This is a genomic window from Nostoc sp. DedQUE12b, from assembly GCF_034530835.1.
Lineage (GTDB): Bacteria > Cyanobacteriota > Cyanobacteriia > Cyanobacteriales > Nostocaceae > Nostoc.
In genome coordinates, this window is the sequence record NZ_JAVRCI010000019.1 from 14,277 (window position 1) to 28,488 (window position 14,212).

Genomic DNA, 14,212 nt, shown 5'->3' on the forward strand with positions numbered 1-14,212 from the left:
TTGATCCTTATTTTAAATTTTGGGCTTTCTCAATACAGGCTCTTAGCTGTGCGGCGAGAATTTGAATATGGGGTTTTCTCAACATAGTTAAGTGATTGCCAGGAATATGATGAATTTCCGTTCCTCCTACAGTTAGCTGATCCCAACCCATACTCGGATCTTCTTTGGCAATGCTTGATTGAACCTTTGTTTTGAAAAGATTAATTCGTTTAGGGTAGGCTTGGGGAACGTAGTTAAGAACTGCTTGGCTATTGGCATAAAAAACACGAAGCATTGGACGAATTGCTAACTCGCTTAAAAGTCTTAACTTGGATTCTTCAGGCATAATGCTGACTGTGGCATCCTCTTTTAGGGTGAGGTGAGAGAAGAGATTTGTTTGGAGCGATCGCATTAGCGACTCCCAAAAAGAGTGAGAAGTTAAACTATTAATTCGATTCTTAGCGATCGCAATAATTAGATAAAAATAATCGAGGAAAAAAGGCCATATATATCGCGCCACTGTAGTCAGCATAAACTTGAAACCACTACCTAAAGAAGGTATATTGCCTGGAATTGGCGCTAAAGTGTCAAGCACAGCAAGTAGAGCCACTTCTTCCCCAGACTTTTGGAGTTGTTGAGCCATCTCAAAAGCAACCCAACCTCCAAAAGACCAACCTCCTAAAAAATAAGGGCCTTTAGGCTGAACTGAGCGCAATGCTTCAATGTAGTGAGCAGCCATATCCTCAATCTGAGTTAATGGAGAACTTTTTCCGTCAAGTCCAATAGGTTGTAGCCCATAAAATGGTTGCTTTTTTCCCAAATTAGCAGCTAATTCGTAATAAGGAAAGACAACACCAAAAACTGGATGGACGCAGAAAAAAGGTGGATTTGAACCAGCAGGTTGAATCGGAACTAAGGGAGACCACGGGAGAGAATCTGCTTTTGTTGATAGAGCAGTTGCTAAACTTTCAATCGTTGGATTTAAAAATAAGGTAGATAACGGTAATTCGTTCTCAAACTGCTTATGTATCTGCTTCATGAGGCCTACAGTTAACAGTGAATCTCCTCCCAAGTCGAAAAAGTTATCGTAAATTCCCACACGCTCAATATTAAGCACTTCAGCCCAAATTTTTGCCAAACTTGACTCGGTTGCAGTCCGAGGAGCGATAAATGTTTTATCTATTAAGCCGCTAGTCGGACTGTCGAGTTCTGTTAGTGCCAAACGATCCACTTTACCACTAGCTGTTAGCGGCAGAGAATCTAGTACTACAAAAGCTTTTGGGATCGTGTATTCTGGTAATTTTTCTTTTAAGAATTTACGTAGTAGTGACGATAAATTTTGCGTTTTTATATTTGGAACAATATAAGCCACCAAATACTTATCACCAGATATGTTCTCTTTAACAATTACTACTGCTTTTTGGACAGCTTGATGCTGACTCAGCACTGTTTCTATTTCTGACAACTCAATGCGGAATCCCCGAATTTTTGCTTGATTATCAATACGACCTAAAAATTCAATATTACCATCTGGTCGATACCGAGCTAAATCACCCGTCTTGTAAAGTCGCGCTCCCTTTTTCTCGTTAAAAGGATTGGGAACAAACTTTTCAATAGTTAATTCGGGGCAATTAAGATAACCTTGTGCCAATCCCTCACCAGCTATGTATAATTCGCCAGTAATTCCAATTGGTAAAGGTTGTAAATGTTTATCTAATATATAAATTTGGGTATTAGGAATAGGGCGGCCAATAGGCGGGTTTTCAATTATATGACTAATTTCTGCAACGGTTGACCAAACTGTTGCTTCAGTAGGGCCGTAAGCATTAAAAAACCGACGCTGAGAGTTACACCAACGTTTTACAATATCATCGGTGCAGGATTCGCCTGCACAAATAATAGTTTGCAATGCCGGAAGTGATTCTGTAGATAAGACTGCTAAAACTGCTGGCGGAAGGGTGACGTGAGTAATAGCTTTTTCGCACAATAATTTGAGCAAAGGTTGTCCGGGTAAAAGAGATTCTTTGTTTGCTAAATAAAGAGTTGCTCCTGTTTGCAGTGCCATGACAATCTCAAAAATTGAGGCATCGAAACTTAATGAGGCGAATTGCAGAATATGGTTACTCGGTTGTAAATTGAAAATTTCAATCTGAGCTTTTGCTAAGTTTGACAATCCTCGATGCTGGAGCAAAACGCCTTTAGGCTTTCCTGTTGAGCCAGAGGTGTAGATAACATAAGCTAGATTGTCAAATGTTACGCAACTGGTTGGGTTTTCTTGGCTGTGTTGTATAATAGTTGCCCAATCTTTATCTATGCAAATAATTGGATTCGAGAAGTCTTCAAAATGCTTGAGCAACTTTTCTTGTGTTAATAAGACTGAAACTTGTGCATCTTCTAAGATGAAGTTAAGACGCTCTTGAGGTAGGCTCGGATCTAAAGGCAGGTATGCTCCACCTGCTTTGAGGATGGCTAATAAGGCGATTATCATCTCCAGCGATCGCTCTACACAAATACCTACTAAAACGTCAGGGATTACCCCCAATTGTTTCAGATAATGTGCAAGTTGGTTGCTGCGTATATTTAACTCTTTGTAGCTGAGTTGTTCATCGTCAAAGACCACTGCGATCGCATCGGGAGTTTTCTCTACCTGCGCTTCAAATAACTGATGAAAACACTTGTTCTTTGGGTAGTCTGTTTTAGTGTCATTCCAATCAATTAATAACTCTTGTCGTTCTTCTTCAGTAAGCAAAGACAAATCTGAAATCCGCTGTTCTGGACTGGTAACAATGCTTTCTAGCAGCGTTTGGAAATGTCCCACCATTCGCGTAATGGTGCTTTGATCGAATAAATCGGTGCTATACACCACTTGTCCTTTCAGAGTTTCTAAGTCTTGCCACAGATGGAACTCTAAATCAAACTTTGCAGTTTTGCTGTCGAACTCGAATAGCGAAAGCTTTAACCCAGGTAACTCTAACGCTTCAATGGGAGTATTTTGGAGGCTAAATACAACCTGAAATAAGGGATGGTGGCTTAAATCTCGCTCTGGGTGAAGTTCCTCCACCAGCTTTTCAAAGGGCAAATCCTGATGGGCGTATGCTCCCAAAGTTACCTCTCGCACTCGATTCAACAATTCTCGAAACGTCGGGTTTCCTGATAGATCGGTACGTAACACCAAGCTATTGACAAAAAAACCAATTAATCCTTCTAGTTCGCTACGATTGCGATTAGCAATAGGTGAACCAACTGCAATATCCTCTTGCTGTGTGTAGCGGTAGAGCAAAGTTTGAAACGCTGCCAGCATTGTCATGAACAAGGTAACGCCTTCTTGAGAACTTAGTGCCTCTAGCGCTTGAGTTAAGGAGTGTGGTAGCTCTAAAAATTGTTTTGCACCCCTGTAGCTAGGAACTGCTGGTCTTAGTCGGTCGGTGGGGAGATTCAATACCGAAATCCCGTTTAATTGCTTTTGCCAATAAACTAACTGGCTTTGTAGGGGCGAAGTGCCGTTTGCTGCCACTTTTTGTAGCCACTCCCGTTGCCATTGAGCGAAATCTGCATATTGAATGGGTAGTTCTGGTAGGAGCGTAGATACGGAGTAGCTAGTCGTCAGACATCGCTTATCCTCTGCCAAGGCTTTGTATAATACCCCCAATTCTTTAATAAGCACTCCAATTGACCAGCCATCGGCAACTATGTGATGTAGATTTAGCAGCAGCAGATATTCTGCTTCATCCAGTTGCAGCAGCTTTACTCGTAGTAATGGCCCAGTGGTGAGATTGAAAGGATGTTGAGCCTCTTGGGTTACGATTTGCTGCACTCGTGTGTCGCGTTCTGGGCTGTCGAAATTGCGTAGGTCTATTAAGGGAAGAGGTATGGTTAAGCTAGGTGCAATTGCCTGTACTGGTTGCTGTACCATAACAAATCTAGTACGTAACGTTTCGTGGCGACGTACAATTTCGTTGAATGTCTGCTTTAAGGCAGTGAAGTTGAGGGAACCTGTCAGGTGAAGTGCTGTTGACACGTTGTAAAATGAATTCCCCGGTGCTAATTGGTCGAGAAACCACAATCGCTGCTGGGCGAAAGAAGTGGGAAAAACGAAAACCTCTGCTTCTTCAGAAAAATTAAGTTCTTCATCATCTGTGAGACTGCTGTAAATATACTGGCTCATAAGTGAATGGCAAACAGTTGTGGTGGAATTTGTGGAAACTTTTGGCGTTGCATAATAGAGGGATGGATTGAGGTCATCTACGGCATATGCAACAATGTCCCATAGTTTTCATATCCCGGCAGATAAACTCCCACCCGATGACCCGGTTGGAGGATAGTTTCCAGGTTGTCCAAAACCAGCAAACAACGATGGGTTCGCAACCAGTGCAGTAGGCGTTCTGGGGTCGCCTGGACATCTTATTGGCGGGAGAGAAACGGCACGATATCCCCTAGTAGTTCTTTCAGTTGCGGGGCATTGTCTAGCGATCGCCAGATCATAAACTCAAACTCGTCTTGCAAATCTTGAACCAGTTTAGCAGCTAGGGAAGTTTTGCCAATGCCCCCATCCCCAACAGGGCTATGAGACGGCAGCAATTTTAGTGAAATGGTATGAGCGATCGCGAGTTGGAAGTGTTGCGCCTGATGGAAGTACTCAAAAAATGTCATCATAGTTAAAGTGAAAACATTCTGGAGACAAGACAACGGTTTACGCACGCCCTTTAGCACGGTTAATTGAACAATTGCAACGCCTACCGGGAGTTGGCCCCAAAAGTGCCCAACGACTGGCTTTGCATATTTTAAAGCGACCAGAAGCAGAAGTAGAAGCTTTGGCGCAAGCTTTAGTTGAGGCAAAAAAACAGATAGGCTTGTGTTCTGTTTGCTTTCACTTATCTGCTGAACCTGTTTGTGAAATTTGCCGCAATGCCAACCGTGACAATAACACTATCTGTGTTGTTGCAGATCCTCGCGATGTGATTGCGCTGGAAAAAACCCGCGAATACAAAGGCAAGTATCACGTTTTGGGCGGGGTGATTTCGCCAATTGATGGAATTGGCCCAGATCAGTTGAATATACTAGCTTTGCAGCGCCGAGTGAGCCAGCAAAAACCTCAAGAAGTAATTCTGGCAATTAGTCCGAGTGTAGAAGGGGAGACAACAACCTTGTATATCGGTCAGCTGTTGAAACCATTTACCAAAGTGACGCGGATTGCTTTTGGTTTACCTGTAGGTGGCGATTTAGAGTACGCAGATGAAGTTACTTTGGCGAGGGCGTTGGAAGGACGCCGAGAGTTAGATTAAATTTTGGTGATTTTGCTAGTTAATCACTTTCTTGACTATTGACTGTACATAACATCCGATCGCAAAACGTACTTTCGTCCCTGGATAATAGTAGCGCCCTCATGTACTAGTTCGTGGACAAAACACAAAGCCATACCTGTTACTGGAAGCACAGCTAGATTAGATAAATCTTGGTAGTATTCAGGAAGATAAAAGCGGGTTTCGCCGCCTTCAAAGCCTTCATTCAGATAAATCATAAAAGTCAATAAACTTTCCTCACCGTTAGTTCGGCGATAAGAACCATCATGGTGAGGTGCAAACCTCTGACCTGGATCGTAGCGATAGAAACGAAAACGCTCATTCAGCCCAACTGGATGCCATCTACCAATGGTTTTGGGGATATAATTTGACACACGCTGCCATAAATCAAAAGCACGCTCCCGGTCATCTAGAATAACGCGCTGATTATTGCGGATGTCGGGACGCATTTTAAAACCTCGGTGGGTAGTAATAGGAGCATCTGTATAGCCAATATTTTCTGTTAAAGTAATATACTCAGCGCATTCTGCTGGCGAAAGAATATTTTTCAGCGTGAAAATTTGGTTGCGAAGCAAATCTTTCTTGGTCATGGTTAAGCCGATTGAGATTTAAGCCTGATGAGAATGTATTCCTTATAACTCAATACGATTCAGTTGAGCCTAAAATCTAATGAACAGAAATAGAGTTTTAGCGGTGATTTGACCCTAACAATTCTGTAATTGTAGTCAGTAATTCAGTCGGTTGTACTGGTTTGGCAATGTGTTTCTGAAAACCAGCTGCTAAAACTCGATCGCGATCGCCTTCCCCTGCATAGGCGGTAAGAGCGATCGCCGGAATTTCCCCGCCCTCTTCTTTAGGCATAGCTCTGAGCATCTTAATCAAGCTGTAGCCATCCATTTCTGGCATTCCTAAATCACTAATTAATAAATTAGGTACAGTTTGTGCTAGAATTTGAAGCGCTTCATTTACCGATGCAGCGGCAGTTATTAACGCTCCATTCTGTTGTAGCAAGAAGTGCAAAAACTCCCGTGTGTCAACATCGTCATCGACAATTAATACCCGTAGTCCACGGAGAACTGACGAGTTAAATTTATCCCCTGCTCCTGCTGCTTCCCCTGCACTCTCACTTTCCTTCATAATCGGCAGTCTGACAGTAAAAATTGCTCCCTGTCCAATTCCTGGACTGGCTGCTTTTACAGTGCCACCATGCAACTCTACTAAGTGACGAACTATTGCCAATCCTAGCCCCAGTCCGCCAAATTTCCTGGTTGTGCTGCTATCAGCTTGACGAAAATATTCAAATACGTGGGGTAGGAATTCAGGGGAAATACCTTGACCTGTGTCTTTAACTTGAATTAGTGCTGAGGGGGAGGTTAATTCACCACTCAATGACAAGCTAACTTCCACTGAACCACGAGAGGGAGTGAACTTAACTGCGTTCGAGAGTAAATTCCCTACAACTTGCTGTAAGCGATTATAATCGCCTAACACTTTGCCAACATTGGGATCGAGCTGTACTTTAATCTGGATAGATTTGGTTTCGGCAATTAGCCGGACTGTTTCTAATGCAGCATCAATTACAGCTACCAGGTTAACAGTGGCAAAAGTCAAGTTCAACTTACCACGAATAATTCGGGAGACATCCAGCAACTCATCAATTAATTGAATCTGCAATTGAGCATTTCTTTCGATGGTTTCCAAAGCCCGATTTGTAGTAGCTTCATCAAATTTGCGGCTTTTGAGTAGCGATGACCACCCTAAAATAGGGTTGAGGGGCGATCGCAATTCGTGGGAGAGAATAGCGAGAAACTCATCTTTATTCCGGTTTGCCTGTTTGAGTTCTTCTGCTTGTTGCCTAAGTGCCTTTTCTAATTGCTTTCTAGGGGTTAAGTCAAGAATAAAACAGATCCAAGATGCGGGATCTCGCTCCACCAAAGCACCACCAATTAGTATGGGAATACGGGAACCATCCTTGCGGATGTATTCTTTTTCAAAAGGAGTAAATAGCCCAACCGTTAAAAGTTGCTCTAGCCCCTGCCGATCGAGAGCATGATATTCAGGTGGAGTGATGTGTTGTCTGCGTATCTTACCCTCTAATAGTTCCTCTCGCGTATAACCTACCATTTCTAAAAAAGCTTCGTTTGCCTCAGTAATGTAATCGGGAGTGGCGAACATAATGCCAATAATGTTGGAATCAACTAAGCGCCTTAATTGAGTTTCGCGGTGGCGCAAATCATTTTCTACCTGTTTCCGTTGGGTAATATCTTGGGTAGTACCCATCATCCGTACTGGCTTACCCTCGGCATCATAAAAGACGCGACCTTTAGCAGCAATCCAATGAATGCTACCATCAGACCAAAGAGTGCGGTATTCGATATCACAGTCAATCTTTTCCTCAAGACAGTAGGCGATCGCTTCATGGATGCAGTGGCGGTCTTCTGGATGTACACTGTTGAGGAAAATCTCAAAGCTGATTTCGGCTTCTGGGGACAGTCCATACAGCTGCTTACATTTCTCTGTCCAAATTAACTCGTTGGTAGTCATATTCCAAAACCACATACCCAGTTCAGCAGCGGTAGTGGCCAACCGTATCCTTTCTTCACTCTCGCGCAGATTTGTTTCAATTTTTTGACGTTCCCATAGAGCAGCTTGCTGTTCGGTAATATCAGTACTCGCACCAACTACCCTAACTACCTGACCATTTGCATCTCGAACTGCAAACCCCTGGTCTACCACCCACAAATAGCGGCCATCCTGGTGACGCACTCGATACTCGATGCGATAACGGTTTCCATTGACCATACTAGCCATGAATTGGTCATTAATTCTTTGTTGGTCATCGGGATGGATGCGTTCTTGCCACCACTGGAAAGTAGGTTCCGTTTCTTGTTGTGTGTAGCCAAAAACCTGGGTTAGACCCTGAGTTCTTTCCACAGTATTTCTCCCAATCTCCCAGTCATAGATTAGGCAATTAACCGCCGCCGCTGCTAGCTCAAACCTTTCGTTACTTTGCCGTAGGGAAATTTCTATGTGTCGTCGCTCTGTAATATCAAAAGCAATCCCCAAAAGATATTGCGGCAATCCATCAGCAGTTCTGCTGTGTAAAGTGTCATAGCTACAAAACCAGCGCCACTCTCCATTAGCGTGTCGAATTCGGTATTCAAAGCTGAGGACTTCACCCTGACGAACAGAATTAAATTGTTCCAAATAGCTAGGGAGTCGAGCCAAATCTTCAGGGTGTAGAAGTTGAGTAAATAACTCCTTTCCCATCGCCTGGATTTCTGCTGGTGTGTAGCCCCAACCTTGAGCAATTTCGTAATTAACGTAAGCATTTCGCTGTTCAATTAGGTCATAAATGTAGATTATCCCTGGAAGAGTCCCAGCAATTTGTTGAAACAGACGTTGACTATCCCACAATGCCTGAAATTCATCTGCATCAACTTGTTGAGTATCTTGTTCACAACTACAGTCATCCTGGAACTGGGCGTGCTTAGATGCCGTAATATCTGAAAAAGTTGTCACGATCGCATACAGATTACTTCCTTCAGTTTGAAACAGAGGTTGCGAGGATAACAAGAGCCAGACTAGCTCACCATTTGGCTTATAAAAGCCACACACCACATTTAAGCAAGGTTTACCTGTATTTTGAGTAACGATCGCAGGGTGAGTTTCACTGAGTAAAGGAGAGCCATCTTCATGAATAAATTGCCACTTGGGATCGAGCAAGTTTTGCCCTACAAGCTGTTGTGGGGTCAGTCCCAAAATGCGATCGCTAGCAGCATTGCAAGCCTGAATAGTGCCATCAGGCAACTGAAGCACCATTCCTTCTTCTTGACTGGCTACTAGCGAAGAATTTGCCTTTTTACTAACTTGCCGATGCAGCAGCTTGTGATTAGCCAGCTGGTTGTGGAACTTTTCCGCGTCTGGCATTCTAAAAAGTTAAATAATTTTAGTTAAATAATTTTAAAGTTAATCTAAAATTGAGCGACTTATATTTACATAAATTTTAAGGCAATTTCTTCAAACTTGAGGTACGAGCTGCGATCGCTACTTCTATCACCGAAACAGTGCTGAGTGCTGAGTAACGAGTGCTGAGTAAAAAAAGTAATAATGGCACTGCGCACTCAGCACTCTTAAATCTTATAGACTTAGGGAACCTATGCAGAAAATTAAACTCAGCACTCAAAACTCAGCACTCATCACTCAGCGCTCAGCACTCAAAACTCAGCACTCAAAACTCAGTACTCAAAACTCAGTACTCAGCACTCAGCACTCAAAACTCAGTACTCAAAACTCAGTACTCAGCACTCATCACTCAGCACTCAGCACTCATCACTTAGCACTCCCAAATCAACCCCCAACATGAATACCAGGTCGTATGTGGGGATTCTTTTCAGCCCGACGCAGTACTTCACGGGTAACTACAGCAATGTCACCTTCGCCAAACAAGATAAAACGCAATAGGTATTGTATGGGATTTCCCTCAGCCCAGCCGAAGTAAGCATGGGGAATCTTACCTGTTTGGTCACGAATGTAAAGTAGTAAAGCTGCGATCGCATTTGGTACTGCTGCACTTTCAGCCCGGAGGATGCGATAATCGCCAACTTGTACCCCTTTTACTTTAATCACATCTGCAAATTCCGAAGCATCGGATACATGAATTTCTAGAAACAGAATTGGATTGTTGGCTGGAATATGGTTGTCTTCGCGTACCTCTTTCTCTTTCAGAAAATACTCTAGAACATCGCCCGTATTCAACCGATTTGCAATCAATCGTATTGTTCCCTGGGTATCTTCAGCAAGGAATTGGCTAGCAAGTTCGTCAACTTCAATTCGCTCTGCTCGCAGTTCCGTTGAACGCCAAACACGAGAAACCAGTGAGGTAAAAATGATTGCACCAATGAAAAACCCAGCAATTCTAATGCCTTCTGGTCTTTCAATGATATTGACAATGGTGGTATATACAAATAACAGTGCAATGAGGCCAAAAACGAATCTTGTTCGCTTCTGTCTGTGACGATGGGCTGATAAGGTGACGGCAAAGGCGGCTGAGGTGATTAACACAAGCACACCAGTTGCGTAAGCCCCACCTTGGGCTTCTACATTTGCTTTGAAGATAACTGTGACAACAAAAGCGATCGCTGTGTAGACTAACACCAAAGGCCGCGTTGCCCGTGCCCAATTGGGTGCCATACCATAGCGTGGTAGGTAGCGAGGCACGATATTTAACAGCCCTGCCATTGCAGATGCACCTGCAAACCACAAAATGGAAATAGTACTTAAATCATAAATTGTGCCAAAGCCATCGCCTAAATACAGATGTGCTAAATAAGCAAGGGCCCGTCCGTTGGCTTTGCCCCCAGATGCAAATTCTGCGGTTGGAATCAGTAGAGTGGTTATAAAGCTGGTGGTAAGCAAAAAGAAGCTCATAATCAGAGCAGCAGTGGTGAGCAGCTTGCGTGTATTCCGAATCCGCCCTTTGGGATGCTGCGAAGTGCTGTTACTGCTACCTTTAACCAGAGGCATAACGGTAACACCAGTCTCAAAACCTGATAATCCCAGCGCTAATTTGGGGAAGATGAGGAGAGAGATGCCGATTAGGAGCAAAGGGTTGGAATGGCGAGCAAAAATTGCAGTTTGCCAGTTAGCGATCGCTTCTGTGTGAGTTAATATTTGGTACACACCGACGCCAACGACAATAAAGTTTAACAGCAGATAAGCTGCCACCAAAACTACTGCAATCCCAATGGCTTCTCGGAAACCTCTCAAGAAAACTGCACCTAGTAATGCAACTAATATTAGGGTAATTGCGATCGTCTGATTGTGAAGCCAAATAGGTGTTAGCGGATTTTCGATGATATGGGCTGTGGCATCAGCTGCTGACAAGGTAATGGTAATAATAAAGTCGGTTGCCACAAAACCAAGTAAGCACAGTACAAGTAATTTGCCTTGCCACCAAGGAAGTAAACGCTCTAACATTGCGATCGACCCTTCACCATAAGGGCTTTCGGCAGCAATGCGCCGATAAATTGGCAACGCTCCAAAGAGCGTTAGCAAAACCAGAACCAGGGTAGCTATAGGAGAAAGAGCGCCAGCCGCCAATGCTGCAATCCCTGGTTGATAGCCAAGGGTCGAGAAATAATCTACACCAGTCAAGCACATCACCTGCCACCAAGGATGCTGGCGATGTGGTTCTTCTTTGCGATAAGGGCCTTCTTTCTCTCGTCGTCGGTCTTCTTCAAGCAACCAATGGATTAACTGGTTGCCGAGCCGTTTTGTTGAAACAATTGATTTAGTCATCAAATACGGTTGTGTTGCAAAAGTCGGCTTTGTGATTTTTTAAGCCTTCATGGTTTATTAAAATTTTTAACTACAAAGGCATAGCACTATTATTGTATGTTAAGCATCCTGTCCGATTTACAAAATATATAGTGGCTATTCGTAGTCGTTTACCATATCAAGATCGGTTGCAGCTTTTGGTATAGGAAGACTCAACACTGCAACCGTATATTTTGGGTTTAACGCTTTCGTATCCTTAGTACCTTCAAGCTGTATTAGTTAAAAAAACGGCGCTGCTAAACAAGGTATGTACGCAATTAACAAATCAGCCCCAAAACAAAAGTCACTTTTAGTTATATGATGTTTGTGTAATTGACCATAAAATAAGCTAACGCGCCTACATATTGCACTATTTTCCGTGTAGACCGTCATTAGTCATTAGTCATTTGTGTTTACCAATTGGACTTTGGACAATTGACTTAGGAAAACCTCACCAGTTGATGTGCAATCTTATTTGCGTAACGGCTTAATTAACCTGCTAATCTATAACTCTATTTGTGTAGCCGCAGATTTTAGTTTGATGGAATTATGGAGATATAGTCGTACACCATATACAGGCAATCTGTTAGGTAGGCTCGTAGCATCACGCGAACCAATCTACACCAACTACATTAATTCAAATGTTTGACAATATCTGCAAATTCTTAGTTGAGAACTTCTCCAGTGACTTTGCTACATGGTTATTAGGCGAATCTATTAATTTAACAGAACTAAGTCCAAAAGAATTATCTCTCGAACCCATTCGGGCTGATGCTCTAATTCTGTTGCAGTCGGAGCAAAGCATATTGCATTTAGAATTTCAAACCCAAGTCGATCCGGAAATTCCTTTTCGGATGATTGACTATCGATTACGAGCATATCGCCGCTTTCCAGATAAAGCAATGCATCAAGTCGTAATTTACCTCAAGCAGACAAATTCAAATTTGGTGCAACAAAATACATTTACAATTGCTGGGACACGACATGAATTTGCAGTTATCAGACTTTGGGAACAACCAACTGAAGTATTTTTGAGAACACCTGGACTTTTACCTTTGGCAGTGTTAAGCAATACAATTGATCCAGAAGTTATACTTAATGAAGTGGCACGCGAAATTAACGGTATTACAGAATTAAGAACTCAAAGTAATATTGCTGCTTCTACAGCGATTTTAGCTGGTTTAGTATTAGATAAAGAGGTTATTAAACGAGTTTTGAGGTCAGATATTATGCGCGAGTCAGCGATTTATCAAGACATTCTACAAGAAGGCAAGGCTGAAGGCAAGGCTGAAGGCAAGGCTGAAGGCAAGGCTGAAGCGTTACTTGAAGTGGCAAAAAATCTATTTAGTACTGGTATGTCATTAGAACAGATTGGCAGAGTCACAGGGTTATCAATTGAGCAGTTACAGTATTTACAGGCAAGTGAGTCCAATCAATAAATAATCGGTGCAGTCAACCTGCACCGATTAATAAGTGTTACTCTAATTGAACATCCCATTGTTTCACGCCAATGCTGAAGCTTGGGGTTTGGCAAAAATCATTCTTCCTGCTGTAGTTTGCAAAGCACTGGTAACTACTACTCGCAGTTCACCACCCACATAACTGCTACCTTCTTCAACAACTACCATTGTGCCGTCATCTAGGTAGCCAATGCCTTGACTGGGTTCTTTGCCTTCCTTGAGGATTTTTAAATCCAGGTTGTCGCCAGGTAAATAACTGGGGCGGACGGCATTCACTAAATCATTTACATTCAAAACAGGTACTTTTTGAACACTGGCAACTTTAGACAAGTTGTAGTCGTTGGTTAGCAGTGTGCCGCTGATTTCTTGGGCGAAGCGTACTAACTTGGCATCCACTGTGGGAATATCTTCGTAGTCAACTGTATTAATCAGGATGCGATCGGGATAATCTTCCTTAATACGGTTGAGAATTTCTAGTCCTCTCCTTCCCCGCACCCGCTTTTGGTCTTTGCTAGCATCCGCTACTTGTTGAAGTTCTTGCAAGACAAACTGTGGTACGAGAATTTGCCCTTCCAGAAACCCTGTTTCTAGTAAGGCTTCAATACGACCATCAATAATACAGCTAGTATCTAGAACTTTGGTATTGGCTGGTTTTAATGTTCCTTCCACTACCATCGATTCAACGGTGTTGGGATTAATGAATCGCAATAAGCCTCGCCCGTGGGTGTCTGCCAAATTCATGCCAGTGACGGAGAGGATAATACTACCGACAACTGCCACCAATGGCTTAATAAATCCAAAATCTGCCGGGATCGGGAGCAAAAATAGTGGGGCTAGCATCAGGTTGGCTAGTAATAGCCCAATCACTAAGCCAATGGCACGAGTTAAGATCATTTCCAGAGGCATTTCTTTGACTTGTGATTCCAGGCGACGATATGTCGTCTGGAAACTCAGCCCGATCGCACCACCAATAATAGCGGCAAAGACGGCAACAACTAAGCGTAAAGCTTCTAGATTCGTTACCTGATCTAGCGCCCCATTGGGTAGTAGTTCAATGCTGTAGAACCCTATTCCCGACGCTGCTAAGATAAATGAGAAAATAATAATGGCGTCAAGCATGGTTGTCTTGTTTTCCTGCAACTGTGTTAACCGATA

10 protein-coding genes are annotated in these 14,212 nt (G+C 43.0%); 4 read left to right on the top strand and 6 right to left on the bottom strand.

Going from position 1 to position 14,212, the window contains the following annotated elements:
- Positions 1 to 7: 7 nt before the first annotated feature.
- Both RMY16_RS12135 and RMY16_RS12140 read right to left on the bottom strand, forming a co-directional pair.
- Positions 8 to 4,144 carry an amino acid adenylation domain-containing protein gene (locus tag RMY16_RS12135; protein ID WP_322736561.1) on the bottom strand — a complete coding sequence of 1,379 codons (4,137 nt, stop codon included), beginning with the start codon at positions 4,142 to 4,144 and terminating at the stop codon, positions 8 to 10.
- A gap of 236 nt (positions 4,145 to 4,380) precedes the next feature.
- Entirely contained in the window at positions 4,381 to 4,632 is a 252-nt protein-coding gene (locus RMY16_RS12140) for a hypothetical protein (RefSeq protein WP_322736562.1), read from the bottom strand.
- Between the two features lie 71 nt (positions 4,633 to 4,703).
- Here RMY16_RS12140 and recR point away from each other — a divergent pair, with 71 nt between their 5' ends.
- Complete coding sequence (recR, locus tag RMY16_RS12145) at positions 4,704 to 5,261, top strand: recombination mediator RecR (RefSeq protein ID WP_322638705.1); 558 nt, start codon at positions 4,704 to 4,706, stop codon at positions 5,259 to 5,261.
- Between the two features lie 35 nt (positions 5,262 to 5,296).
- Here the strand turns inward: recR and RMY16_RS12150 are convergent, their stop codons facing one another.
- Complete coding sequence (locus RMY16_RS12150; protein ID WP_322736564.1) at positions 5,297 to 5,869, bottom strand: 2OG-Fe(II) oxygenase; 573 nt, start codon at positions 5,867 to 5,869, stop codon at positions 5,297 to 5,299.
- A 97-nt stretch (positions 5,870 to 5,966) separates the two neighbouring features.
- Complete coding sequence (locus RMY16_RS12155) at positions 5,967 to 9,209, bottom strand: PAS domain-containing protein (RefSeq protein WP_322736565.1); 3,243 nt, start codon at positions 9,207 to 9,209, stop codon at positions 5,967 to 5,969.
- 229 nt (positions 9,210 to 9,438) lie between these two features.
- Between RMY16_RS12155 and RMY16_RS12160 the strand changes: the two genes are divergently transcribed.
- Positions 9,439 to 9,645, top strand: a complete 207-nt coding sequence (locus RMY16_RS12160) for a hypothetical protein (RefSeq protein ID WP_322736566.1) — start codon at positions 9,439 to 9,441, stop codon at positions 9,643 to 9,645.
- Here the strand turns inward: RMY16_RS12160 and RMY16_RS12165 are convergent.
- Entirely contained in the window at positions 9,630 to 11,579 is a 1,950-nt protein-coding gene (locus RMY16_RS12165) for an amino acid transporter (protein ID WP_322736567.1), read from the bottom strand. The two genes, RMY16_RS12160 and RMY16_RS12165, sit on opposite strands and share 16 nt — an antisense overlap.
- 481 nt (positions 11,580 to 12,060) lie before the next feature.
- Between RMY16_RS12165 and RMY16_RS12170 the strand changes: the two genes are divergently transcribed.
- Together RMY16_RS12170 and RMY16_RS12175 are read left to right on the top strand one after the other, a co-directional pair.
- Positions 12,061 to 12,246 carry a hypothetical protein gene (locus RMY16_RS12170; protein WP_322668411.1) on the top strand — a complete coding sequence of 62 codons (186 nt, stop codon included), beginning with the start codon at positions 12,061 to 12,063 and terminating at the stop codon, positions 12,244 to 12,246.
- Positions 12,239 to 13,036 carry an Rpn family recombination-promoting nuclease/putative transposase gene (locus tag RMY16_RS12175; protein ID WP_322736568.1) on the top strand — a complete coding sequence of 266 codons (798 nt, stop codon included), beginning with the start codon at positions 12,239 to 12,241 and terminating at the stop codon, positions 13,034 to 13,036. Before RMY16_RS12170 ends, RMY16_RS12175 begins: the two co-directional genes overlap by 8 nt.
- Positions 13,037 to 13,099: 63 nt before the next feature.
- On the opposite strand, the gene RMY16_RS12180 is transcribed toward RMY16_RS12175, so the two are convergent.
- Complete coding sequence (locus RMY16_RS12180) at positions 13,100 to 14,176, bottom strand: PIN/TRAM domain-containing protein (RefSeq protein WP_322668409.1); 1,077 nt, start codon at positions 14,174 to 14,176, stop codon at positions 13,100 to 13,102.
- Between the last annotated feature and the right edge of the window lie 36 nt (positions 14,177 to 14,212).